The following is a 22,895-nucleotide window of genomic DNA, read 5'->3' as shown; positions in this document are numbered from 1 at the left end:
CGGAAAACCCCGGCCTGGCGACCGGGGTCTGACGCGGAGGGCAACCCGAGGGGTGCCCAAGCCAGCGGTGGTGGCGATCAGTCGCGGCGGCCGCCGCCTTGCAGGGCGATGATCAAACGGAGGATGAAGATGAACAGGTTGATGTAAGTGAGATACATCCCCAGAGCACCAGCCAGGTATTGGTCATCCCGGTAGGTGCGGGGCATGGTGTAGAAGTCGACAAACGCCATGCCAACGAACAACACCGTGCCGAAGCCTGCGATGGCCAGGTTGGTGGCCGCAAAGATGCCGGGCACGAAGAAGCCGGCAACAAAAATGCCCAGCATGGCGATCACCAGACCGATCAGACCGAGGCCGACCACGGCGCTGAGGGCCTGACCGACGCTGTCGCTCATGCGACGACTGGCCACCGAAGCCACCGCGAAGGTGATGCCGGTGGCCAGCGCGGCGATGCCGATCGAAGCGGCACCCGCCACGGCAATCGCCTGCACCACCAGGCCGGTGAGTGTGAATCCTGTGAGCAGACTGAAGGTGGCCATCAGCGGCAGCGCCGTGCCGTTGTTGGCCTTGTTCGCGGCGTTCTGAGCCACGAAGAAAAGGATGAACCAGGGGATGATCGCGATCAGGGAGATCGTGTTGAACGCCTGGAAACCGATCGAGGCCATGGTGGCCATCCCACCCAACACGCCACCGGCGGTGAGCACCATGCCACCCCCCACATAGGGCAAGGCCTTGTTCACCACATTGGGGCCGACGAGGGCACTCGACTGGGCCTCGCGGATCGCTTCCTGGAAATTGCTGCTGGCTGGCATGGCGCCCCAGATCACATGACTTACGTACTCTGCCAGTCCTGACAGAGCGGCGCTGGCGGCAACGGTGCGGATCCCCTCATCCGCGCCGGGTGCGGCCCTTGTCACGACGGGCGTAGGCCTCCACCACCCGCTGCACCAAGGGATGGCGCACCACATCGGCAGCGGTGAGGCGACACACCGCCACGCCTTCAACACCATCCAGCACCTCAGCCGCCTCCACCAGGCCGCTTAGCTGCCCTGGAGGCAGATCCACCTGGGTGATGTCGCCGGTCACGACCATGCGGGAACGCTCGCCCAGACGGGTGAGCACCATGCGCATCTGCGCAGGGGTGGTGTTCTGCGCCTCATCGAGAATCACGAAGGATTCCGCCAGGGTGCGGCCGCGCATGTAAGCCAGAGGCGCCACCTCAATCACGCCTTTCTCGAGCAGCGCCGCCGTTTTTTCCGGCCCCATCAAGGCATGCAAGGCGTCATAGAGGGGGCGCAGGTAGGGGTCCACCTTCTGCTGCAGATCCCCGGGGAGAAAACCGAGACGCTCGCCGGCCTCCACCGCCGGCCGGGTGAGGATCAGTCGCTCCACCTTGCGTTCACTGAGCATGCGCACCGCCAACACGGTGGCCAGGAAGGTCTTGCCGGTGCCAGCAGGGCCTAGCGCAAAGGTGAGATCGTGGCGCTCCATCGCCTCGACGTAGGTCTTCTGGCGCAGGGTGCGCGGCCGCAGCAGCTGCCCCCGTTGGGAGCGCGCCAGCACCTGCTGCCCCATCGCCTGATGGTCCTGACGGCGGTTCGTATCGAGTGCCTGAAGCGCCGTCTGCAGGTCCACCGTCGAGATCGCATCGCCCTCTTGCCAAAACGACCGCAACAGCTCCACCACAGCTGCAGCACGTTCGAGCTGACTGGGCCGTCCGGTGATGTCCAGTTGAAGACCCCGCATCACCAGGGAGACACCGGTGAGGGCCTCCAGCTGACGCAGGATCTGTTCCGAGGGGCCTGAAAGGGCCAGCGCCGCCTCGGGGTGGGGGAGATCAACAACGAAGCGGCCCGATGCGGCAGCTTCGGACATCAACAATCAGGCCTCGGCGCTCTCACCGCCTTCGGCATCGCCGGTGGCCGCCTCCTCAGCGGCGGCTTTGGCTTCGGCTTCAGCTGCTGCCTTGGCTTCAGCCGCTTCTTTGGCAGCCTGCTTGGCTGCCGCTTCACGGGCTGCCGCCTGCTTGGCCTTGCCGACGATCTCGGCCGGGCGCACCTTGGCCTCGATCAACCCACCTTTTTCCAGCAGGGAGCGCACCGCATCGGTGGGCTGGGCTCCCTGGCTGAGGCGGGCACGCAGTCCCTCCGTATCGAGACGGGTCTCCTTGGTGCGGGGGTTGTAGAACCCGAGCTCCTGGAGAGGCCGTCCATCACGGCGTGACGTGCTGTTGCAGGCCACAAGGCGGAAGCTCGCTTCCCGCTTCTTACCGAACCGCTTCAGGCGGAGCTTGATCATCGTGGCGCTGCGTGGATGGGTGGACGTCGGCGCTGATGCTGAATCGCGCGCCAAACAGCCACCATACCCTGCGACCCGTCAGAGCTCTCCGAAGCCTTTTTTCTTCTTGGCCGGGCGCTGACGGCGGGGCGGACCACCACGACCGCCACGGGCTCCCATGCCCCCCATGCCCCCCATGCCCCCCATGCCAGGCATGCCGCCGCCGGGACCACCCATCCCCGGAAATCCCCCCATGCCAGGGAATCCCCCCATCCCAGGCATGCCCGGCATGCCGCCACCTCGGGTCATCTGCTGCATGAAGCCGCGCATCTTCTGGAAGTCGGCCAGCACCTTGTCCACGTCGGCGGGGGAATGGCCGCTGCCGGAAGCGATCCGGCGCCGACGCGAGGGTTGGGCCGCGAGCAATTCCGGCTGCTGACGCTCGGCGACGGTCATCGAGCCGATCATCGCCTCGATCTTCTTCAACTGCTGCTCACCCTGTTTGAGCATGCCGTCATCGAGCTTGTTCATGCCCGGGATCATCTTCATCAAGCCGCCGAGGGAGCCCATGCGCTTGATCAGACGCATCTGCTGCAGGAAGTCGGAGAAGTCGAAGGACGCCTCCTGCAACTTCTTCTGCATCTTCTCCACATCGGCCAGCTCCACCTCCTTCTGGGCTTTCTCCACCAGGGTGAGCACATCCCCCATGCCCAGAATCCGGCTGGCCATCCGTTCCGGATGGAAGGGCTGCAGCGCTTCCACCTTCTCGCCGGTGCCGATGAACTTGATCGGCTGACCACTCACCTTGCGGATCGACAGGGCGGCGCCGCCACGGGAGTCGCCATCGAGTTTGGTGAGCACCGCACCGGTGATCCCCACCTGCTCATGGAAGGCCCGGGTGAGCTCGGCCGCCTCCTGGCCGATCATCGAATCCACCACCAGCAGCACCTCATCGGGCTGCACGGCGGAACGGATCCGCACCATCTCCTCCATCATCGATTGGTCGATCTGGAGCCGGCCAGCGGTGTCCACCAACAGGGTGTCGAACCCCTCCTCCCTGGCCTTGGCCAGACCGGCACTGGCGATCTCTTCCGGCTTCGCCTCCGCACCGAGGCTGAACACCTCCACGCCGATCTGCTCCCCGAGGGTTCTGAGCTGATCGATGGCAGCAGGGCGATACACATCGGCACCGACCATCAAGGCCCGGCGGCCCTGATCCTTGAGGTAGAGGCCCAGCTTGGCGGTGGCCGTGGTTTTACCAGCTCCCTGCAGGCCCGCCATCAGCACCACCGTGGGCGCCTGCTCCGCCCGGGCGAGCGGCGCGTTGCCGCCCCCCATCACCTCCACCAGTTGATCGTGAACCACCTGGATGAACTTCTGATCCGGGCTGATGCCGCGCACCACGTCGGCGCCCACTGCCTTCTGGCCCACCTCTGCGACGAAGTCCTTCACCACCGGCAGGCTCACGTCCGCCTCAAGGAGGGCACGGCGCACCTCCTTGAGGGCACCCTCCACATTGGTTTCAGAGATCTTGTCCTGGCCCCTCAGCCCCTTGACCGCATCTTCAAAGCGGGCTGACAGCTCATCGAACATGGAAGGGGATCCTGGAAGACGCAGCTCCGATCGTAAAAAGCCGCCTTCAACCGACCGGCATCCCCCTCCAACCGATTCGGTCCACCAGAGTGAAATTCAGCCGGTGATGTAAGCGTGCAGGCGCCAGGCGCGGCCATCGCGTCCGAGGATGTACGTGACCGGGAGAGTGGTGGGAGGCGTGCGTTCAATCACTTTTCCATCGGCATCCAGGCGCTGATCGCTGTAAGCCACCCGGGCCCGCAATTCAATCCTCTGCGGGGAGCGACTGACCACCTCCACTGACGTGATGGTCGCCTTCACGGTCTGGCGGGCACCTGCCGCCGCATCAGCCTGGCGTTCAGCCTTGAGCTGTTGAATCAGGCCATCCCTGGCCACCGTTTCCAGCTGGGCGTCGGCCTGGGAGCTCCCAGCCAACACGCGTGCCTTGCGATCAAGCCACGCCTGCAACAGGGTCTGCAGCTGGGCCTCACTGGGGGCGTCCGCCTCGAGTGGCTTCAGGGAAGCTGGGGCCGGATCCGCCTCCGGCTTCAATCTGGCCTGCACGGGCGTGGATGGCGGCGGTGTCGGTGGCGACTCCGACTCCGATTCACGCCGCAACCCCACCAGGGCAAAGGCCGCTGCTACCGCCACCAGCAGAACAAACACCACGGATCCCAACAGCCAGGGTCGGCCGACCTGGAAGCGGGCAGGGCTGAACCGATCGAGTGGCAAGCGCTCGCGCCAGGACGGCGGCGCCTCTCCATCAACCTCAGCGCCACGATCGCTCTCAGCGCTAGGAGAGGCGTTGGGGGGTGAGGGGATCGCCAGGGGAAGCGTGCCGTCAGGATCGAGGGGGAAGGCGGGATAGGGATCGGTCGGTGACCAGGTCTCCGCCGGCTCGGGGAGCCGTCGACCCTGAACCCTCTCCAGGCGTTCCACAAATGCCTGCACATCGCGATCCGCGAACCAGGCCTCCAGATCCACCGCATCGGCATCCACGTCGCGGTAGCCGGGCAGCACATCCCGACGCAACCAGGAGCGGCAGTAATCGCAGAGTGCCGCCAGATCATCGCCGGGGTGGCGCTTGAGCCAGGTCTGCAACTCAGAATCGGCACTCGCCCGCATCTGGGTCATGGCGTGATCCACATCGCCCAGCAGCAGATCCAGACAGGCCTGAAGCGGATGGGTGTCGAGACCCTCCAGGGGGAGATCACGCAGCCGCTGACGCGCTTCATCGAGACGCTCGGGCTTGCGGCGGGAGAAGCCGGCGGCGGAGAACGCCATCACCGCCAGGAAGGCGGCATCGCTCGACCCCAGCCCCTGCCAGCGCTCAAACAGATCGATCTGCTCCTGCACGGTGAGGAAACGGCGGATCTGCTGGAAAAACAGTTCAAACTCCCCCTGGCTGAGGCCGATCTCGCCCTGATCCAGGCCTTCCAGGCCTCCCCGGTCTTGAACCAGCTGATCGAGAAGATCGAGCCCCTCGCTCCTGGCCTGTTGTTCGGACAGATCGCGACTGAGTAGATCGAGAATGCGGTAGGGCTTGAGTTGCTCGAGGCGCTGCTCCAACACCAGGCGTTGATCCGGCAATTTGCCGACCCTTTGCAGCAGCTGAAGCCCCTCCCCCAGCAGCCCGGCAGCTGATTCATAGCGGCGCTGCTCCTGATCCTGCTCGGCGGCTGCCCGGGAAGCGAGGGCCGCAAGCAGGGCGAGATCGGCCTCACGGCCACTGCCCAGGGCAGGAGCCTGTGGGGGCTGCAGGGCCTGGCACGCCAACTGAAACGCCTCATGGGGGGCGTTGGCCTCCCACAAAAGGATCAGTCCGCCCACTTCACGACTCGACGCCACTTCCAGGCCAGCGGTTTCGCCAGGGTGGTCCCGCCCGAGTTCCATGAGCGCCGCCTCATAGTCGCGACGCCGGGTGGGATCGGTGAGCAGATCGGCAGAGAGGCGGAGGAGATCGGCGCGTTGCTGCAGACCCTCGTGGGTGAATCCCTGATCGGGAGAGCGATCGATCCTCAGCTGGAGCGTGCGCAGGATCGTTTCGGATTCCGCCGACGGACTGACACCGAGCAGACGGAAATGATCGATCGGCAAATCCACCGGCACCGGTGCTGTTGGCTGCAGACTGTAGGCAGTGTCAGGGTTTTTGCCCATTGGATGTGGGCTGCCCCTTAAAGTTGCGCATCGATACGGGCCTGGGGATGAGTCAGAACATCGCAGTGAACAGCGATCCGACGACCGCGACAGCCTCCTTGGCAGGGCCCCATGCCGAGCGGTTGTCGTCGCTGGTGACGGCCCAGCGGGCCGAGGTTGATCGAGACACAGGCCTGGCGCTGTATCGCGACATGACCCTGGGCAGGCGCTTCGAAGACAAGTGCGCCGAGATGTATTACCGGGGCAAGATGTTCGGCTTCGTGCACCTCTACAACGGCCAGGAGGCTGTCAGCACCGGGGTGATCGGCGCCATGAAGCGTCAGCACGACTGGTTCTGCAGCACCTATCGCGACCACGTGCATGCCCTCAGTGCCGGTGTGCCAGCCCGGGAGGTGATGAGTGAGCTCTTCGGCAAGGCAACCGGCTGCAGCAAGGGGCGTGGTGGCTCCATGCACCTCTTCTCCAAGCAGCATCACCTTCTCGGTGGCTTCGCCTTCATCGGGGAGGGGATTCCCGTGGCGCTCGGCTCCGCATTCACGAGTCGCTACAAGCGCGATGCCCTGGGTGACGCCTCCAGCAATGCCGTCACAGCCGCTTTCTTCGGTGATGGCACCTGCAACAACGGCCAATTCTTTGAATGCCTGAACATGGCCCAGCTCTGGAAGCTGCCGATCCTTTTTGTGGTGGAGAACAACAAGTGGGCCATCGGCATGGCCCATGACCGAGCCACCAGCGACCCGGAGATCTGGCGCAAGGCCGCAGCCTTCGGCATGGCCGGCGAAGAAGTGGATGGCATGGATGTGCTGGCGGTGCGCGCCGCCACGCAACGGGCCCTTGAGCGGGCCCGGGCCGGAGAAGGCCCCACCCTGCTGGAGTGCCTCACCTACCGCTTCCGCGGCCACTCCCTCGCCGACCCCGACGAGCTGCGGGCGGAAGCAGAGAAACAGTTCTGGGCCCAGCGGGACCCTCTCAAAGCTCTGGAACGCGACCTGGTGGCTGCCGGTTTGGTGACCAGCGACGACCTACGCGCGATCGAAAAAGAGATCGATGCCGAAGTGCAGGACTGCGTTGACTTCGCTCTCGCCGCGCCCGAACCCGACGGGGCCGAGCTCACCCGTTACATCTGGGCTGAGGACTGAGCCTCAGAGGCTCGGCATTCTGCGGGTGAGATTGCGCAGTTTGCGCAGAGCCTTGAGCTCCACCTGACGCACCCGCTCCCGTGAAACCTCCATCAGACGACCGATCTCAGCCAGGGTGTGGCGCTCATTGCCATTGAGGCCGAAGCGCAGTCCGAGCACATACTGCTCCTGTTCGCTGAGGTGGCTGAGCCAGCGACCGAGCTGTTCGTGATGGATGCTCTGCTCCACCTTGTCGAGGGGCTCGTCGTACGACGTGTCCGCGATCAGATCCCCCAGAAAACTGCGCCCCTCCTCTCCATTCACCGGAGCATCGAGGCTGCTGGTGGTGAGCGCCTGTCTTAACAAGGCATCCAGCTCATCCAGAGGCATGTCCATCGCCTCGGCGATCTCCACCCGGCTGGGCATGGCACCGAGCTTGTGGGCGAGATCGAGGCTGACCTTGCGAATCGTGGTGAGGCGTTCGCTCAGATGCACCGGCAGGCGAATCGTGCGCGACTGACAGGCAATCGCCCGGGTCATGCTCTGGCGAATCCACCAGAAGGCGTAGGTGGAAAACTTGTAGCCGCGGGTGGGATCGAATTTTTCAACCGCACGCTCCAAGCCAAGGGATCCCTCCTGGATGAGATCCAGCAACTCCAATCCTTTGCCTTGATATTTCTTCGCAACACTCACCACAAGGCGAAGGTTGGCTTTCATCATCCGCTCTTTGGCGCGTTTGCCGACGCGGATCATGCGGCGATCATGGGAGCTGAAGCTGTCATGATCCGGCGCCAGAGTGCCGTCTTCAGTGAGACGCATCATTTCCTGCACCTGATTGCCGAGCTCGATTTCCTCAGCGGGGGTGAGCAAAGGAATCCTGCCAATCGTCGCCAGATACCAACTGATCGGGTCACTACTCCGACGACGCTGGGACTCAGCAAGACCAGCCGCCAGGGATGCCATGGATGTCTGCCGCACAGTTCGTGGCAAAACTGTCTTATGAAAAATCGGAACGGCGATGTGTTTTCAGCAACCCTTCAGATTCATGAAAGGAAAACGACACAGAAGCGCCTGAGCGACCCCCCAAGCCTCAGGGAGATTGCGGTTTCCGCATGAAATCTCCAGCGAATCACTCTCGTCCGGCTTGCCGTTGTTGCCGTCGGCACAGCTTGGCCAAGGCCTGGGCCACATCTCCAGCAGTACTCGACACCCTGCAACGGCGCGCCGCCTCCGCATGCAGCGCCACCGCTGCCGCCAGCGCTTCCGCCCCCCAGGTCATGGCCGGTCGCTGCGCCGCCCAGCCAGCCGCGAATCCAGCCAACACATCCCCCAGGCCGGTGCGGGCGACATGGGGATCGGTATGGAGCAACTGCCTGGCGCTGCCATCCGGCGCGGCGATCACGCTGTGCGCACCTTTGAGCACCAGCACGGCACCGCTGCAGGTGGCGGCCTCCCGGGCTGCCGCGACGGGAGACGACAGCAAAAGGGTGGGGAAAAGACGCTGGAATTCCGCGGCATGGGGCGTGAGCCAGGTGGGTCCCTGCCGCTGCGTCAACCAACGCCAACCCCCTTGCGATGCAGCGAGCTGATTCAGGCCATCGGCATCGAGCACGAGAACGCCTGAAAAGGCCAGCAGGGGAGCCGCGGCCCGATCCCAGTCAGCAGAACCAGGGCCCAGCCCCGGCCCGAGCAACACCGCGTCAAAACGACTCAGGTCGAGCTCTGCGACGGTCTCGGGCCAGAGCCGCCCAACCTCAGCGTCAGGGCCTGCAGCTCCAGCCAGCACCACTTCCGGTAACACTTGCCACAGCGCCTGCGCCACCGTCTCTGGCACCACCGCCTGAATGCTGCCCACACCGCTGGCCAGCGCACCCCTGAGCGCCAGAAGCGTCGCGCCGCGATAGCGATCACTGCCAGCGATCACCAGCACCCGACCCCGCTGGTATTTCATCGCCGAACAAGGCGGTTGGGGCCAGACGAGGTCTTCAAGATCGTCCGGTCTCACCCCGAGCAGCAGGGGGGTGGACGGATCAGGCATCAAGCGATCGGGCCAGCCGACATCGATGCGATGTAGCTCGCCCACATGCTCCAGGGCCGCATCCTGCACCAACCCCTCCTTGATCAAGGCCACCGTGAGGGTGGCCCGCGCCACCGCCGCCTCACCATTGAGGGCGTGGCCGTGATCACCATCCAGGCCGGCAGGGAGATCCAGGCTCACGAGCTGGTGGGGTCGCTGCTGCTGCCGCTGGCGCAGCAGGGAAGCCAGCGCCTGCGGCAGAGGCCGACTCTGGCCAAGACCGAAAAGGGCCTCGATCCAGAGGGCGGGATCGGCGGGATCGGGAACCGACTCCAGGACGGGGATCCCAAGCCAGCGGGCATGGTCCAGGTGTTGCTGCGTGAGAGGCGCACGAATCGGCAACGGCAGCCAGAGCCGCACCGCCACACCGACCTGGGCCAATTCCCGGGCCACCACCAAACCATCGCCGCCGTTATGACCGGGCCCCACCAGCACCAGCACCCCTGCGCTCAGCCACGTGGGGCGCTCGAGCAGCCAGGCGGCCATCGCTAGCCCCACCTTTTCCATCAAGGACGGCACCGGCAGACCACTGGCCAACCAGTCCTGTTCGAGGGCTGCCATCAGCTCGCACCTCACCAGCCAGTGGGCAGCATCGGGACGGGGCCAGGTCACGAACGGGCAGGCGGAACCTCACTATGGAGAGATCCAGTGCCATCGCCCATGGGTTCAGCTCCGGTCACCGAAGCAGGGCATCAGGCCCTCGCCAAGCTGCACTGCTGGCCGGGCGAGCATCGGGTGGCTGTGGGCCTATCCGGTGGGGTCGACAGCTCCCTGACGGCGGCTCTGCTCGTGGAGGCGGGCTGGCAGGTGGAAGGGCTCACCCTCTGGCTGATGAGCGGCAAGGGAGCCTGCTGCGCCGAAGGGCTGGTGGATGCGGCCGGGATCTGCGACCAACTGGGCATTCCCCACCACGTGGTGGATTTCCGTTCCCATTTCAAGGAGCAGATCGTCGATTTCCTCGTGCAGGGGTATGGCGAGGGCATCACACCGCTGCCCTGCTCCCGCTGCAACCGGGAGGTGAAATTCGGCCCGATGCTGCAGTGGGCTCTCGATGAGCGAGGCATTGAGCGCATCGCCACGGGCCACTACGCCCGCATCCGCCATGGCGCCCAGAGCGACAACGGACGCCACCAATTGCTGCGCGGCTGCGACAGCCACAAAGACCAGAGCTATTTCCTCTACGACCTACCCCAGGAGGCGCTCGGCCGACTGGTATTTCCGCTGGGGGAACTCACCAAGAGCGACACCCGCCTCGAAGCGGCTCGTCACGGCCTCCGCACCGCCAAGAAAACGGAGAGCCAGGACCTCTGCCTGGCGGATCACCACGGCTCGATGCGGGCCTTTCTCGACACCTACCTGGCGCCACGTCAGGGAGAAATCGTGCTGCGCGATGGCACCGTGGTGGGCGAGCACGATGGGATCGAACATTTCACCATCGGCCAGCGCAAGGGCCTTGGGGTGGCCTGGAGTGAGCCCTTGCACGTGGTCCAACTGGATGGCGCCCTGAATCGCGTCGTGGTGGCTCCGCGCCGCGATGCGGCCCGCGCCGGCGCGGAGGTGGGCGCCGTGAACTGGGTGTCGATCCCTGAGCCGAAGCATCCGATCGATGTGGAGGTGCAAGTGCGCTACCGCAGCGGTGCTGTTGCGGCACGCCTGACCCCCTTGCCGGCCCAAGCAACCGATGCGGCGGCGGGTCGCCCCCACCGCTGTCGGCTCGACTTTGCGGAGCCACAGTTTTCGATCACCCCGGGTCAGGCGGCGGTGTTCTACGCGGGGGAACGGCTGCTGGGCGGGGGCCTGATCCAGCGAGACGCTGCCTCAGCACCAGCAGCGCCGCCAGCAGGGTGAGCCCAATCAGAGGTGCCTCGCGCCAACGCACGTAGGCACTGAATCCATCGGCGGGAACCAGGGGCGCGATCGCCACCGCCGCCGCTCCGGAAGGCAGCAACCAGCGGACCTCTCCTGTGGCCGCCACTGTTGCGGTGGGTCCGGTGTTGGCAGCGCTGAGCAGGGGTCGGGCGGTTTCGACGCTGCGCAGTTGGGCCAAGGCCAGGAACTGGCGTTGCAGCAACACGGGATAGGGGTCCAGGTTGGCGATCGTGAGCAGCCATTGGGCACCATCGGCCACGGCCCTGGCCAGGGCCGCACCATTGCTGATCTCGTAGCAGATCGCCACCGCTACCGGTGGCCCGTTCCAACGCCAGAGGCGCGAAGGCTCCCCGGGCTCCAGGCCCCCCACCGCCGACAAGCCCGGACCGGCTCCAAGCCAGGACGGCACCCACTCCCCAAGGGGCACAAGGCGATGCTTGTCGATCGAATCGCTCGGCTGACGCTCGCCGGCAGGGATCAGCAACAGGGCACTGCGTTGCCGGCCGCGGTGCCAACGGAAACCCCCCGTGAGCAGGGGAAGGGGAGCTGGCTCCTGCAGGCGTCCCTGCAGGGGCAAGGTGCCCTCGGGCACCACCAACCAGTCCGCCTGTGCCCGCGCCGCCTCCACCAGCGCCGCGTCGAGCCGGGCCGGCAGGCGGAGCTGCTGCTCGGCAAGGAATTTCTCCCGGGTGGGAATCGCCGGCTGCCACAAGGCGACGTGCCAGGGTGCGGCCGGGTGAGGAGCGCTCAGCGCCGGTTGGGCCGTGGGCACCCTCCGGTTCCCCCATCCACCCAGCCAATGGGCCAGCACCAGCAGCACCAGCCCCACGAGCAGGGTGGATCGCTGCCCCCTGGCCCGCAGCTGCACCAGTCGCACCAGACGCCAGAGCCACCACCCCAGCAGCAGCAACAGGGCCGCCAGGCCGCCGGCACCGAGCCAGCGCGCCAGACCCGCCAGCCAGGGATCGGCTGGCAGCAGCGAGCCGCCCACGCCAATCCAGAACAGGGGCGTTCGCGCCAAAGCGACCTCCGCCAGCCCCCAGCAACCAGCAAGCAGAAGAGCGGCCGACCAGCTCCTGCGTCCAGTGAGCGTCGCCAGCCAGGCCCAGAGCCCCACCAGCACCCCAGCCGCGAGACCGCACAGCAACCAGATCAGCATCGCCACCGGCAGGCTGAGGGGGGCGGGCACACCGATCCAGGTGAGCGGATGGAGCGCAAGCAGCCAGCGATGGCTGACTAGGACGGCCACCACGCCCCAGAGCGCCGCTGCGAATGGCTGCCGCAGCACCGACCAGAGCAGGGCCAGGGCCGGCGTCATCCAGAGCGGCCCCCCGAGCCACCAACCGCCATGGAGGCTGAGGGCCAGGCCCGCCAACACACCACCGCTGGCCGCCTGAAGAACAGCCATGGATCGGTCATCGCCCATGGTCAACGGAGAGGGGGATCGCCATCCTGAAGTCAACCCGGACCAGGATGTGCCATGGAGAGCGCCAACCCCCTTCAGCAGCTGCTGCTGCGTGGCCTTGGCACCACCACACTGGTGGCGGATCGCCTCCGTTATGTCACCCAGGAGTGGGTGAGCAGCGGCCGGCTGGATCCCTCCCATGCCTCCGCCCTGGTGGACGATGTGCTCAAGGCGCTCCGAGGTGAGACGCCTGAGCTCGAACAGCAGATGGGCCGCAACCTGGAGCGGAACCGCGACAATCTTCTTCAGGATCTCGGCCTGGCCAGCCAGAAGGAAATGGATGAACTGCGCGGCCGCATCGATCGCCTGGAGCAACAGCTGCGCCAACGCGACCGTCAGGAGTGAACCTGCCACAATCAGGCTCACGTTCCTTAAAAGCCGTCGTGCGCGACATTCTGATCAGCTCCGCCGTCTGTGTGGCCTGCCTGATGGTGGCCCTGATCAGCCAGATCGTGGCACCCTCCACAGTGGTTGCCGCCGCCCCCGGTGCCTCAAGCACCAGCCTCACAGCCCCGGCCATCGCCACCAGCGGTGCATCGGCTTCGGCGCCGATGGAGCTCGATCCAGATGACCCCAACCCCACCCTTTTTGCCATGGCTGCTGACCAGACCCAGCCTGCCGACATCGCCCAGGCTGATGCCTCCGCCCTCGGCGGCCCGATGGATGTGGAGAAATCCCGACTCACGGCCAGCGGCCTGCGCATCACCGATGTGGTCGTGGGCACCGGAGCCGAGGCGAGCCCAGGCGACACCGTGGTTGTGCACTACCGCGGCACCCTCGAAGACGGTTCGCAATTTGATGCCAGCTACGACCGCGGCACCCCTTTCAGTTTCCCTCTCGGCGCCGGCCGGGTGATCAAAGGTTGGGATGAAGGCGTGCAGGGCATGCAGGTGGGTGGCAAGCGCAAGCTCGTGATCCCCCCCGATCTCGGCTACGGCAGCCGCGGTGCCGGTGGCGTGATTCCTCCCAACGCCACCCTGATTTTCGATGTGGAGCTGCTGGAGGTGAAGGGCCGTTAGGATCCCGCCGCCCGGATGACCTTCCCATGGCCCATACCCTTCCTGCCCTGCCTTACGCCCTCGATGCCCTCGAGCCGCACATCTCCCGCTCGACGCTGGAGTTCCACCACGGCAAACACCACAACGCCTACGTCACCAATCTGAACAAGGCGATTGAAGGCACCGATCTTGACGGCAAGAGCCTTGAGGAGGTCATCACCGCCGTGGCCGGTGATTCCAGCAAGGCCGGTGTGTTCAACAATGCCGCTCAGGTGTGGAACCACAGCTTCTACTGGCAATGCATGAAGCCCGGTGGCGGTGGCCAGCCCAGCGGTGCCCTGCTTGAAAAGATCAACGCCGACTTCGGCAGCTACGACGCTTTTGTCGAGCAGTTCAAGGCCGCTGGTGCCACGCAGTTCGGCAGCGGCTGGGCCTGGCTGGTGCTCGACAACGGCAGCCTGAAGATCACCAAAACCGCCAACGCCGACCTGCCCCTGGCCCATGGTCAGAAGGCCCTGCTCACCATGGATGTGTGGGAGCACGCTTACTACCTCGACTACCAGAATCGCCGTCCCGATTACATCAGCACCTATCTCGACAAGTTGGTGAACTGGGATTTCGTGGCCGCCAATCTGGCCGCCGCCTGATTCCAACCCCTGACAACCGTTCTTGACGATCACCGCGCCCATGCGTTCTGCCCTCCACTCCTGCGCCCTTGCGATCGCCCTCGGCGGCGCCGGTTTCAGTGCCATCACGGCCCTGAGCCCCGCTGCCAAGGCCATCGACCTGAAAGGGTTGATTCCCAAGTCAGTGTTTGTGCGTGAAGCCACACCCCAGTCGGTGGCGATCCTGGCGATCAGCGGACCGAGCAACACCTCCAAGGGGATGCTCTGCGATGTGACTTACACCTCCAAGGCCCTCTATCCCCAGGTCACCACCTCCAAAACCCGCTGTGGTGCCAGCCGTTCCCAGTTGTTCCTGGGCAACAACCAGGCGGAGGTCGACTACGACGCCGCCATGGTCAATCTGCTGAAGCTGTACAACATCAGCACGGTGCCCACCACCAACACCAGCGGTGCCACCTTCGTGTGTGCACGGCCGAGCGGTGTGCGGCCGAGCGAATTCAGCTACACCCTGCACACCACGACCACCCCGATTCAGGGAATGCTGCTGACCACCAGCACCCCCCAACAGTGCTGGCAGAAGAGCTGAGTTTCTCTCAGCCCTGAAGCAGCGTGCGCAGGCCGGCTTCCACGTCGGCCTCTCGCATCAACGCCTCTCCCACCAACACAGCAGCCGCTCCTGCACTCTGAACCCGATCCAGATCGGAGCGCTCAAACAAGCCCGATTCACTCACCAGGAGCACACCCTGCTCCTGAAGGCGAACACCAAACTCTGTCGTTAACCCTTCCGTTGTGGCCAGGTTGGTCTCAAACGTGGTGAGGTCGCGATTGTTGATGCCGATCAAGGGAAATCCACCGAGCTGAAGCACTCGCTCCATTTCCTTGGCGTCGTGAACCTCCACCAGCACGGTCAGCCCCAGAGCTGCGGCCACCTTGCGGAGATAACGAAGATCCTGATCACTGAGGATGGCTGCGATTAATAAGGCAGCATCAGCTCCGGCGGCCCTGGCCTGATACAGCTGATAGGGGCTGAGGATGAAATCCTTGCAGAGGAGGGGAAGCTCAACGCTGTCGCGCACCTCCACCAACACGTCGAAGCCACCCTGAAAAAAGGTTTTGTCGGTGAGCACCGACAGACAGCTGGCCCCGCCGGCGGCATAGGCACGGGCGATGGCCACCGGATCGAAATCCTCACGAATCACCCCTTTGCTGGGGCTGGCTTTTTTGACCTCGGCAATCACCGCCGGGGCAACAGGTGCTGACCGCAGGGCAGCAAGAAAATCTTTGGGTGGAGGCAGCTGGGCGACCTTGCTCTTGAGTTGCTCCAGAGGCATGCGCTCCCTGGCTGTGGTGATCTCTCGATCCTTCTCCCAAACAATCTTCTCAAGAATGTGACGGGGCTCACTCTCCTCATGGGGAATGGCGTATTCCAGGTGGGCCACCTGGATGCGGGGATTGGGAGGACGGCGACGGATCTCCATGACTCAGGCCCCCACCGCTGTTGCAGCCTGCTTGTAAGCCACTTCCACCAGTTCACTCAGGGTGGGATGGGTGTGCACCTCCTGGGCCAGCTGCGTCACGCTCTGGCGCCTTGCCACCGCATTGGCGATCTCCTGAATCAGATCAGCGGCATGCAACCCATAAAGGTGGGCACCCAGCACTTCTCCGCTCGACTTGTTGAAAAGAAGCTTCATCAGACCATCACTTTCCAATTCCGCCAGGGCCTTCGTGTTGGCTTTGAAATAGGAGCGCACCACACCGAGCTCAAAGCCCTGATCGGCAGCCAACTGCTTGGCGTCGGCTTCGCTCAGCCCCACGGAACTGATCTCAGGGTGGGTGAAGGTGGCCGCAGGGATGCTGCGGTAATCAATGGTGCGGCCATGGCCGAGGATGTTGTCGACGGCCACGGTGCCCTGGGCGGCCGCCGTGTGAGCCAGCATCAACTTGCCGGTCACATCACCCACAGCCCAGAGGTGCGGCAAGGGCTGGCCATGCACCAGAACGTGCATGCTGTCGTCGATCGGCACGAAGCCCCGCTGGGTTTCGACACCGACCGATTCAAGATTGAGATCCTTGCTGCTGGGCACACGCCCGGTGGCCACCAGCACCGCATCCACCTCGAGCGTCTCCACCGGCTCGCGGGTCTCCATGTCAACCAACTCGATCTGAACGGGAGATCCGGGGCGGATCGCTTTGGCCAGCACCCCCGAGCGGGCCTCGATATCGCGACCATCGATCAGTTTGCGGGCTGCGATTTTGGCGATGTCGGGGTCAAACGTCGGCATCACCCGATCCAGGGCTTCAATCATCGTGACCTCACAGCCAAGGGCGGTGTACACATCGGCGAACTCCAGGCCGATGTAGCCACTGCCGATGATGGCGATCCAGCGCGGCAGCCATTCCAGATTCACCGCTTCATCGCTGGTGAAGACACTGCGCCCATCGGTGTCGATCCCCGGTGGCACGAACGGATCGGAACCGGTGGCCAGGATCACATCGCGGGCCGTCAACACCCGATCCACACCGCTGACCTCCCGCACCCCCACACGCTGGCTTCCCTCCAGACGGCCCTTGCCGCGGATGATCGTGACGCCGGCCCGCTCCAGGGTCTTGGTGAGATTGGCTCTGATCGTGGCAACCAGAGCATTGGCATGGTCGGCGATCTTCTGGCGCTCGAAACGCACCGGTGCCGCATGGATGCCAAAGCCGGCGAGATGGTCGGCATCCGCCAGCTCCCGCACCCGACCACTGGCCGCCAGCAGGGCCTTGGAAGGAACACAACCGCGATTGACGCAGGTGCCGCCCATGTCGCGAGATTCGATGATCGCCACCTTCAGGCCGTGCTCGGCAGCGTGCTTGGCGGCATCAAAACCGCCGTAACCCGCACCGATCACGATCACATCGAAGTCGAAAGTGGCGTCGCTCACCCGGTCAGCTGCGTGGAGCGGTCATTGTCGCCCGTCGGCGTTCCAACAGGAGCGGGACCGCAGCCGCGGCCACATTCAGGGATTCCACCCGCGGGCTGTGGGGGAGGGTGACGCCATGGCTACAGCAGGCGAGCAACTCCGGATGCAGCCCTGATCCCTCGTTTCCCAGCACCAGGGCCGTGGGTCGGGTCCAGTCGAGCTCCCAGTAGGGCACCACCTCCACAGGTGCTGAGGCATCCGGCACCAGCGTGGCCACCACCTGCAGGCCATCACGGCGCAGATCCTGGAGGCGTTCCGCGAGAGCCCTCACCCCCAGCCGCTCCTCGGGCCTAAGGCGCTCCTGGGCCAGCTTAAGCACCGCACCGGAGGAGCTGCGCACCACCTTCGGACTGAGGGGATCGGCACCGGAGGCCAGCAAGACCAGCTCCACATCGGCCGCCAGAGCAGTGCGCAGCAAGGTGCCGAGATTGCCTGGATCCTGCACACGATCGAGCGCGAGCACAAAACTGGTGTGCCCGGGAGGCTCCGGCAGGGCCTTGAGGGGCAGCAGACAGGCCACACCATCAGGGTGCACGGTCGACAACGCCGCCCGCAGCACCTCCTCAGTGACGTGATGCCAGCGCACCGGCCCCTCCCACGCACCCAGGGCATTGGGATGGGCCTCAAGCCAGGCGGGCGTCACGATCAACTCCAAGCCGATCTGGGGCGATTGGCTGCGCAGCACCTCCTGCAGCAGGTGGGACCCTTCCAACAAGAGCAGACCCTCCTGCTCCCGTCCGGAACGCTGACCTAAGGCCCGCAACCTCCGCACCAGCGGGTTGCGACGGCTGGTGATCAAAGCGTCAGAACGCTGTGTCAGAACGCCTCGTGCTTCCGCACCTTCAAACCATCGTGAAGGCTGAGCTCTTGGCCATCAAGATCAAGGCCGCGCACAGCTGCGATCTCACCTTTGATGCCCTCCGCAGCCAGATTCTCAATCAACTTCTTGATCACCTGATCCTCAACGGCGCTTTGGTCGACCGCATCGGGGGTGAGAAATTCAAGGAATTTGCCCACTTTGGAGGCCACGACCTCGGAGGAATTGGAGATCTTGAGGACGATCATGGGCGGGACACGGCGTTGGCTTCCCTACAAAATAATGCGGATGGGGAGACTTGAACTCCCACGACATTGCTGCCACTAGTACCTGAAACTAGCGCGTCTACCAATTCCGCCACATCCGCTGGCGTGTCGCACAGGCGACGTTGACGAACATACGGCATCGCCCCGCCGTCCTCACCGACTGCAGCCAGCCAGCGAGAACCAGTTTGAGGGCCGGCCGTCTAGACGGTCTCAGACGTCGTTGTCAAGATGTGTCCGACATCTCAAGGATTTCCAGCTATGCCGGCTGCGGCACCCGTGTCTCAGGAGATTCTCAAGCCGCTTCTGGAGATCGAAGGCGGGCATCGCCTGAGCGGGGAGCTGAAGGTGAGTGGTGCCAAAAATTCAGCTCTGGTTCTGATGACAGCGGCGCTGCTCTGCAACGAGCCGCTCCGTCTCAGCAATGTGCCGGAACTCACCGACATCGACGGCATGTCGGAGATCCTGCGTGCCCTGGGTGTGCACGTGAAGCGCGACGGCTCCACGGTGGAGATTCACGCCGGCCAGCTGCAGCACGGCGAACCTCCGTATGACTTAGTGAATGGCCTCCGGGCCAGCTTTTTCGCTATTGGCCCCCTGCTGGGACGCCTGGGCAGTGCCAAGGTGCCGCTCCCGGGTGGGTGTCGCATCGGCGCCCGGCCCGTGGTGGAACACATCCGCGGACTCAAGGCCCTCGGCGCCGTCGTCAATGTGGAGCACGGCGTGGTGTCGGCTGCCGTCCCTGGACGCAGCAAGCGCCTACGGGGTGCCTCCATCGTGCTGGATTGTCCGAGCGTGGGCGCAACAGAAACCATCCTGATGGCGGCCGTCCTCGCCGATGGCACCAGCGTGATCGAAAACGCAGCGCAGGAACCTGAAGTGCAGGATCTGGCCAACCTGCTGAACACCATGGGAGCCCGGATCACGGGCGCCGGCGGCCCCACCATCACCGTGGAAGGCGTCGAAGCCCTTCATGGCTGCACCTACGCCGTGATTCCAGATCGGATCGAAGCGGGAACGTTTTTGCTCGCAGCGGCCATCACCCGCTCCCGGCTGCGAGTAGCGCCGGTGGTGCCAGAACATCTCAGTGCCGTGCTGCAGAAACTGCGCGACTGCGGCTGCGATCTCGAGATCGATGACGAAGGCATCACCATCACGCCGGGCGACATCCAGGGCGTTGATCTCACCACCCAGCCCTTTCCAGGCTTCCCAACCGACCTGCAGGCTCCCTTCATGGCCCTTCTGGCCACAGCCCGCGGCACCAGCGTGATCACCGAAAAGATCTACGAAAACCGCATGCAGCACGTGGCCGAGCTGCAACGGATGGGAGCCTCCATCCGCCTGCAGGGGAACACGGCCGTGGTGGAAGGGGTGCCCCAACTCAGCGCCGCCCCGGTGACCGGCAGCGATCTGCGTGCCGCAGCCGCCATGGTGCTGGCCGCACTGGCTGCCCGCGGCAAAAGCCAGGTCTCGGGCCTGAACCATCTCGACCGGGGCTACGACGCGATCGAAGCCAAACTCGGAGCCAGCGGTGCCCGATTGCAACGGCAAGCTGGCTGATTCGGCGGTGCCTCGGCTGCTCGTCGCATAACATCAGCCGCATGGGAGCGTGCCGGAATTGGTAGACGGACTCGACTCAAAATCGAGCGCCCTCGGGCATGTGGGTTCGAGTCCCACCGCTCCCACTGCAGTGATGGCGACCTACGGTCGGTTTCCGCTCACGCTGGTGCGTGGCAAGGGCTGCTGGGTACGTGACCAACGCGGACGTCGCTACCTCGATGCCGTCGCCGGTATCGCCACCTGCACCCTGGGTCACAGCGATCCAGCCTTGCGTCGGGCCCTCAGCGAGCAGCTGAGAAAACTTCAGCACGTATCCAATCTGTATTGGATCCAGGAGCAGGAAGACCTGGCGCGATGGCTCGTGGACCACAGCTGCGCCGACAGCGTGTTCTTCTGTAATTCCGGCGCCGAGGCCAATGAGGCGGCGATCAAGCTAGCCCGCAAACACGGCCACACGGTGCGAGGGATCGAGGCGCCCGTAATCCTCACGGCGAAGGCCAGCTTCCATGGCCGCACGCTTGCCGCCGTGAGCGCCACGGGTCAGCCGAAGTACCACCAGGGGTTTGAGCCGATGGTGGCCGGCTTTGACACCTTTCCCTACAACGATCTGGAAGGCTTCGAAACCACCCTGAAGCGCTGGGAGTCTGAGGGCCCCCGGGTGGCGGCCGTGCTAATCGAACCCCTGCAGGGTGAGGGGGGCGTGAACCCAGGCGATGGCGCTTTTTTCCAGGCCGTGCGGCAGCACTGCAGCCAACGCGGCATCCTGCTGATCCTCGACGAGGTGCAGACGGGGATGGGACGAACGGGCCAGCTCTGGGGCTATGAGCATCTCGGAATCGAACCCGATGCCTTCACCCTCGCCAAGGGGCTGGGTGGTGGTCATGCCATCGGTGCCCTGCTGGTGCAGACCCATGCCGATCACTTCGCGCCCGGCGACCACGCCAGCACCTTCGGCGGCAACCCTTTTGCCTGCAGGGCCGGACTCACCGTGGCGCGGGAACTGCAGCGCCGACGGCTCCTGCCTCATGTGAACGCCCGTGCCGAGCAGCTGCGCGAAGGCCTCGAATCCCTGATCCGGCGCTACCCGGATCGCCTCGAAGCGGTGCGGGGCTGGGGCCTGCTGCAGGGCCTGGTGTTACGCGACGACTGGGACGTCAATGCCGTGGATGTGGTCCGGGCGGCCCTGGACCAGGGGCTGCTGCTGGTGGCGGCCGGTGCCCGAGTGGTGCGCATGGTGCCGCCCCTGGTGATCAATCGGCGTGAGGTCACGCTGTTGCTTCAGCGGCTCGATGCCAGCCTCGCCTCCCTGCCTGCACGCACCACCCAGGCGTGACGCTGCAGGAGCTGCTGCCCCCCTTTGAGCAGCGCGGCATGGATCTGTCACTGATCAGAATCCAACGCGCTCTTGCGGCCCTGGGATCGCCGAGCCAAAGCATTCCAGCCGTTCAGGTGGTGGGCACCAACGGCAAAGGGTCGGTGGCCACCTTGATCGACAGCGGCCTCAGGGCCGCCGGCATCCGCTCCGGCCTCACCACCTCTCCGCACCTGATCGATTGGTGTGAACGCATCCGTGTGGAGGGTCGGATGATCAGCTCCCAGGAGTTGGAGAACCACCTGATCGCGCTGCAACCGCTGGCGAAGCGCGAACGGCTGACGCCGTTTGAGCTGCTGATCAGCGCTGCGCTGATGCACTTCAAAGCAGAAGCCGTGGACTGGATGGTGCTCGAGGCGGGCCTCGGCGGTCGTCTCGATGCCACCACCGCGCACCCGTATCGGCCGCTGGTGGCCGTGGCCTCGATCGGACTGGATCACTGCGAGCATCTCGGCGACACGCTCGCCGCCGTGGCCGCAGAGAAAGCGGCCGTGATCGAGGCCGGAACCACGGTGATCAGCGCCCAACAGGCCCCTGAGGTGGAGGCGGTGCTGGAGCAACGTGTGCACGATGTGGGCGCTGCACTGCACTGGGTGCCACCGCTCCCGGACGACTGGAGGCTTGGCCTGCAAGGCGCCTGGCAACGGGAGAACGGCGCCGTGGCCCTGGCCGTGCTGGAACGGATCGGCGCCCTGGGCTGGCCGATCTCCCCCAGCAGCATCCGCAGCGGCTTCGCCGCGGCCCGCTGGCCCGGACGGATGCAGCCGATGCGCTGGCGAGGGCATCGGCTGCTGCTGGATGGGGCCCACAACCCACCGGCGGCGGCCCGCCTCGCAGCAGAACGGCGGCACTGGCCTGGGGAGCGTGAGGGCATCGACTGGATCCTGGGCATCCAGGCCCACAAGCAAGCCCAACCGATGTTGCAGAGTTTGTTGCAACCCTCGGATCGGGCCTGGATCGTGCCGGTGCCTGAGCACCGAAGCTGGAGCGCCGAGGCGCTGCAGCGCCTCTGCCCAGACCTGGCCCACCAACTGCTCGAAACGAGCGGGCCGGATCCCGTGCTGAGCGTGCTGGACAGGCTGGAGTGCAGGGGGTGGCCGCAGGCCCCGCCGGTGATTGCCGGGTCCCTCTATCTGCTCGGCGACCTGCTGCGACGCGACCTGCTGCATGCAGAGTGAGATTCAGCCGCTTGCTGCCGCCATGGCCTCCCGTCTCCTCCAGCCCAGACGTTGGTTGCTCGCCGGACTGCTGCTCGCCCTACTGGCGCTGAACAGCAGCCCCGCCCAGGCACTCGACACAAGCACGGGAACGGGGCTGCAGGATCGGGCTCTGTTTCAGGAACGGGTCGATTACACCCTCACCAACCAGAGCGACCACGACTTTCATGGTCAGGATCTGCGTAACACCTCCTTTGCCGGGGCGGTGGGTCGCGGCGCCGACTTCAGCGACGCCAACCTCCATGGTGCGATCTTCACCCAAGGTGCATTCGCCGACGCCGATTTCCACGGCGCTGATCTCTCCGATGCCCTGATGGACCGTGCCGACTTCAGCGGCACTGACCTGCGCGGCACGCTGCTGAGTGGCGTGATCGCCTCAGGCAGCAGTTTTGCCGGCGCACAGATCGAAGGGGCCGACTTCAGCGATGCCCTGCTCGATCGCGATGACGTGCGGCGTTTGTGTCGCGATGCGGAAGGGAGTCATCCGCAGACGGGGGTCTCCACCCGCGAGAGCCTGGGCTGCTGATCCAGAGGCGAGCGGCCG

General features: G+C 65.1%; 22 protein-coding genes and 2 tRNA genes. 11 read left to right on the top strand and 13 right to left on the bottom strand.

The features are described 5' to 3' along the window. Positions 1 to 77 precede the first annotated feature (77 nt). From SynWH8101_RS03660 to SynWH8101_RS03640, 5 genes are all read right to left on the bottom strand, one after another. The gene (locus tag SynWH8101_RS03660) at positions 78 to 812 is read right to left on the bottom strand and encodes a Bax inhibitor-1 family protein (RefSeq protein ID WP_130128604.1); all 735 of its coding nucleotides are present in this window, start codon (positions 810 to 812) and stop codon (positions 78 to 80) included. Positions 813 to 888: 76 nt separating this feature from the next. Beyond that, positions 889 to 1,875, bottom strand: coding sequence for a PhoH family protein (locus SynWH8101_RS03655; RefSeq protein WP_130128603.1), 987 nt, complete (start codon positions 1,873 to 1,875; stop codon positions 889 to 891). A gap of 6 nt (positions 1,876 to 1,881) precedes the next feature. Then, on the bottom strand, positions 1,882 to 2,298 hold the full coding sequence (rpsP, locus tag SynWH8101_RS03650; RefSeq protein WP_130128602.1) for a 30S ribosomal protein S16: 417 nt from the start codon (positions 2,296 to 2,298) through the stop codon (positions 1,882 to 1,884). 78 nt (positions 2,299 to 2,376) lie between these two features. Further along, the gene (gene ffh, locus SynWH8101_RS03645; protein WP_130128601.1) at positions 2,377 to 3,870 is read right to left on the bottom strand and encodes a signal recognition particle protein; all 1,494 of its coding nucleotides are present in this window, start codon (positions 3,868 to 3,870) and stop codon (positions 2,377 to 2,379) included. Between the two features lie 96 nt (positions 3,871 to 3,966). Beyond that, a complete protein-coding gene (locus SynWH8101_RS03640; RefSeq protein ID WP_130128600.1) occupies positions 3,967 to 6,006 on the bottom strand; it encodes an ARC6/PARC6 family protein in 2,040 nt (679 codons plus the stop codon). Between the two features lie 47 nt (positions 6,007 to 6,053). Between SynWH8101_RS03640 and pdhA the strand changes: the two genes are divergently transcribed. Continuing rightward, positions 6,054 to 7,145 carry a pyruvate dehydrogenase (acetyl-transferring) E1 component subunit alpha gene (gene pdhA / locus SynWH8101_RS03635; RefSeq protein WP_130128599.1) on the top strand — a complete coding sequence of 364 codons (1,092 nt, stop codon included), beginning with the start codon at positions 6,054 to 6,056 and terminating at the stop codon, positions 7,143 to 7,145. 3 nt (positions 7,146 to 7,148) lie between these two features. On the opposite strand, the gene SynWH8101_RS03630 is transcribed toward pdhA, so the two are convergent. Then, positions 7,149 to 8,087, bottom strand: coding sequence for an RpoD/SigA family RNA polymerase sigma factor (locus SynWH8101_RS03630; protein ID WP_130128598.1), 939 nt, complete (start codon positions 8,085 to 8,087; stop codon positions 7,149 to 7,151). Positions 8,088 to 8,253: 166 nt separating this feature from the next. Continuing rightward, a complete protein-coding gene (locus tag SynWH8101_RS03625; protein WP_254428037.1) occupies positions 8,254 to 9,762 on the bottom strand; it encodes an NAD(P)H-hydrate dehydratase in 1,509 nt (502 codons plus the stop codon). A gap of 99 nt (positions 9,763 to 9,861) precedes the next feature. Between SynWH8101_RS03625 and mnmA the strand changes: the two genes are divergently transcribed. Next, positions 9,862 to 11,049: a tRNA 2-thiouridine(34) synthase MnmA gene (gene mnmA / locus SynWH8101_RS03620; protein ID WP_130128596.1), complete on the top strand. Its 1,188-nt coding sequence runs from the start codon at positions 9,862 to 9,864 to the stop codon at positions 11,047 to 11,049. On the opposite strand, the gene SynWH8101_RS03615 is transcribed toward mnmA, so the two are convergent. Further along, positions 10,943 to 12,496 (bottom strand): apolipoprotein N-acyltransferase, encoded by a 1,554-nt coding sequence (locus SynWH8101_RS03615; RefSeq protein WP_130128595.1) that lies wholly within the window; start codon positions 12,494 to 12,496, stop codon positions 10,943 to 10,945. The genes mnmA and SynWH8101_RS03615 overlap by 107 nt on opposite strands. A gap of 54 nt (positions 12,497 to 12,550) precedes the next feature. On the opposite strand from SynWH8101_RS03615, the gene SynWH8101_RS03610 reads away from it, so the two are divergent. The 4 genes from SynWH8101_RS03610 to SynWH8101_RS03595 are packed head-to-tail and all read left to right on the top strand — an operon-like array spanning position 12,551 to position 14,745. Beyond that, complete coding sequence (locus SynWH8101_RS03610) at positions 12,551 to 12,880, top strand: phasin family protein (RefSeq protein WP_130128594.1); 330 nt, start codon at positions 12,551 to 12,553, stop codon at positions 12,878 to 12,880. 38 nt (positions 12,881 to 12,918) lie between these two features. Beyond that, entirely contained in the window at positions 12,919 to 13,554 is a 636-nt protein-coding gene (locus SynWH8101_RS03605) for an FKBP-type peptidyl-prolyl cis-trans isomerase (protein WP_130128593.1), read from the top strand. A gap of 26 nt (positions 13,555 to 13,580) precedes the next feature. Next, positions 13,581 to 14,180, top strand: coding sequence for a superoxide dismutase (locus SynWH8101_RS03600; RefSeq protein ID WP_130128592.1), 600 nt, complete (start codon positions 13,581 to 13,583; stop codon positions 14,178 to 14,180). Positions 14,181 to 14,220: 40 nt separating this feature from the next. Continuing rightward, positions 14,221 to 14,745: a hypothetical protein gene (locus tag SynWH8101_RS03595; protein ID WP_130128591.1), complete on the top strand. Its 525-nt coding sequence runs from the start codon at positions 14,221 to 14,223 to the stop codon at positions 14,743 to 14,745. A gap of 7 nt (positions 14,746 to 14,752) precedes the next feature. Here the strand turns inward: SynWH8101_RS03595 and trpC are convergent, their stop codons facing one another. The 5 genes from trpC to SynWH8101_RS03570 form a co-directional block, all read right to left on the bottom strand. Next, on the bottom strand, positions 14,753 to 15,637 hold the full coding sequence (gene trpC / locus SynWH8101_RS03590; protein ID WP_130128590.1) for an indole-3-glycerol phosphate synthase TrpC: 885 nt from the start codon (positions 15,635 to 15,637) through the stop codon (positions 14,753 to 14,755). Positions 15,638 to 15,640: 3 nt separating this feature from the next. Further along, positions 15,641 to 17,083 (bottom strand): dihydrolipoyl dehydrogenase, encoded by a 1,443-nt coding sequence (gene lpdA / locus SynWH8101_RS03585; RefSeq protein ID WP_130128589.1) that lies wholly within the window; start codon positions 17,081 to 17,083, stop codon positions 15,641 to 15,643. 4 nt (positions 17,084 to 17,087) lie between these two features. Continuing rightward, positions 17,088 to 17,921, bottom strand: a complete 834-nt coding sequence (locus tag SynWH8101_RS03580; protein ID WP_130128588.1) for an RNA methyltransferase — start codon at positions 17,919 to 17,921, stop codon at positions 17,088 to 17,090. A 17-nt stretch (positions 17,922 to 17,938) separates the two neighbouring features. Beyond that, the gene (locus tag SynWH8101_RS14370) at positions 17,939 to 18,187 is read right to left on the bottom strand and encodes a hypothetical protein (RefSeq protein ID WP_130128587.1); all 249 of its coding nucleotides are present in this window, start codon (positions 18,185 to 18,187) and stop codon (positions 17,939 to 17,941) included. A 35-nt stretch (positions 18,188 to 18,222) separates the two neighbouring features. Further along, positions 18,223 to 18,306 (bottom strand) — tRNA-Leu (locus tag SynWH8101_RS03570). Positions 18,307 to 18,463: 157 nt separating this feature from the next. Here SynWH8101_RS03570 and murA point away from each other — a divergent pair. From murA to SynWH8101_RS03545, 5 genes are all read left to right on the top strand, one after another. Continuing rightward, positions 18,464 to 19,762 (top strand): UDP-N-acetylglucosamine 1-carboxyvinyltransferase, encoded by a 1,299-nt coding sequence (gene murA, locus SynWH8101_RS03565; RefSeq protein ID WP_130128586.1) that lies wholly within the window; start codon positions 18,464 to 18,466, stop codon positions 19,760 to 19,762. A 43-nt stretch (positions 19,763 to 19,805) separates the two neighbouring features. Then, positions 19,806 to 19,887 (top strand) — tRNA-Leu (locus tag SynWH8101_RS03560). Positions 19,888 to 19,895: 8 nt separating this feature from the next. Further along, positions 19,896 to 21,095 (top strand): aspartate aminotransferase family protein, encoded by a 1,200-nt coding sequence (locus SynWH8101_RS03555; protein ID WP_130128585.1) that lies wholly within the window; start codon positions 19,896 to 19,898, stop codon positions 21,093 to 21,095. Continuing rightward, positions 21,092 to 22,312: a folylpolyglutamate synthase/dihydrofolate synthase family protein gene (locus SynWH8101_RS03550; protein ID WP_130128584.1), complete on the top strand. Its 1,221-nt coding sequence runs from the start codon at positions 21,092 to 21,094 to the stop codon at positions 22,310 to 22,312. Before SynWH8101_RS03555 ends, SynWH8101_RS03550 begins: the two co-directional genes overlap by 4 nt. Before the next feature lie 22 nt (positions 22,313 to 22,334). After that, positions 22,335 to 22,877, top strand: a complete 543-nt coding sequence (locus SynWH8101_RS03545) for a pentapeptide repeat-containing protein (protein ID WP_130128583.1) — start codon at positions 22,335 to 22,337, stop codon at positions 22,875 to 22,877. Positions 22,878 to 22,895: the final 18 nt, after the last annotated feature.

The organism is Synechococcus sp. WH 8101, from assembly GCF_004209775.1.
Taxonomy (GTDB): Bacteria; Cyanobacteriota; Cyanobacteriia; order PCC-6307; family Cyanobiaceae; genus Synechococcus_C.
The sequence above is the reverse complement of the archived record's forward strand: the minus strand, read 5'-3'. Positions and strand labels throughout refer to the sequence as shown.

What these genes read in the sequence shown, in the direction of transcription:
- SynWH8101_RS03660 (WP_130128604.1), bottom strand. Translation starts at nt 812, where the DNA reads ATGCCAGCCAGCAGCAATTTCCAGGAAGCGATCCGCGAGGCCCAGTCG.
- SynWH8101_RS03655 (WP_130128603.1), bottom strand. Translation starts at nt 1,875, where the DNA reads ATGTCCGAAGCTGCCGCATCGGGCCGCTTCGTTGTTGATCTCCCCCAC.
- rpsP (WP_130128602.1), bottom strand. Translation starts at nt 2,298, where the DNA reads ATGATCAAGCTCCGCCTGAAGCGGTTCGGTAAGAAGCGGGAAGCGAGC.
- ffh (WP_130128601.1), bottom strand. Translation starts at nt 3,870, where the DNA reads ATGTTCGATGAGCTGTCAGCCCGCTTTGAAGATGCGGTCAAGGGGCTG.
- SynWH8101_RS03640 (WP_130128600.1), bottom strand. Translation starts at nt 6,006, where the DNA reads ATGGGCAAAAACCCTGACACTGCCTACAGTCTGCAGCCAACAGCACCG.
- pdhA (WP_130128599.1), top strand. Translation starts at nt 6,054, where the DNA reads ATGAGTCAGAACATCGCAGTGAACAGCGATCCGACGACCGCGACAGCC.
- SynWH8101_RS03630 (WP_130128598.1), bottom strand. Translation starts at nt 8,087, where the DNA reads ATGGCATCCCTGGCGGCTGGTCTTGCTGAGTCCCAGCGTCGTCGGAGT.
- SynWH8101_RS03625 (WP_254428037.1), bottom strand. Translation starts at nt 9,762, where the DNA reads ATGGCAGCCCTCGAACAGGACTGGTTGGCCAGTGGTCTGCCGGTGCCG.
- mnmA (WP_130128596.1), top strand. Translation starts at nt 9,862, where the DNA reads ATGGGTTCAGCTCCGGTCACCGAAGCAGGGCATCAGGCCCTCGCCAAG.
- SynWH8101_RS03615 (WP_130128595.1), bottom strand. Translation starts at nt 12,496, where the DNA reads ATGGGCGATGACCGATCCATGGCTGTTCTTCAGGCGGCCAGCGGTGGT.
- SynWH8101_RS03610 (WP_130128594.1), top strand. Translation starts at nt 12,551, where the DNA reads ATGGAGAGCGCCAACCCCCTTCAGCAGCTGCTGCTGCGTGGCCTTGGC.
- SynWH8101_RS03600 (WP_130128592.1), top strand. Translation starts at nt 13,581, where the DNA reads ATGGCCCATACCCTTCCTGCCCTGCCTTACGCCCTCGATGCCCTCGAG.
- SynWH8101_RS03595 (WP_130128591.1), top strand. Translation starts at nt 14,221, where the DNA reads ATGCGTTCTGCCCTCCACTCCTGCGCCCTTGCGATCGCCCTCGGCGGC.
- trpC (WP_130128590.1), bottom strand. Translation starts at nt 15,637, where the DNA reads ATGGAGATCCGTCGCCGTCCTCCCAATCCCCGCATCCAGGTGGCCCAC.
- SynWH8101_RS14370 (WP_130128587.1), bottom strand. Translation starts at nt 18,187, where the DNA reads ATGATCGTCCTCAAGATCTCCAATTCCTCCGAGGTCGTGGCCTCCAAA.
- murA (WP_130128586.1), top strand. Translation starts at nt 18,464, where the DNA reads ATGCCGGCTGCGGCACCCGTGTCTCAGGAGATTCTCAAGCCGCTTCTG.
- SynWH8101_RS03555 (WP_130128585.1), top strand. Translation starts at nt 19,896, where the DNA reads ATGGCGACCTACGGTCGGTTTCCGCTCACGCTGGTGCGTGGCAAGGGC.
- SynWH8101_RS03545 (WP_130128583.1), top strand. Translation starts at nt 22,335, where the DNA reads ATGGCCTCCCGTCTCCTCCAGCCCAGACGTTGGTTGCTCGCCGGACTG.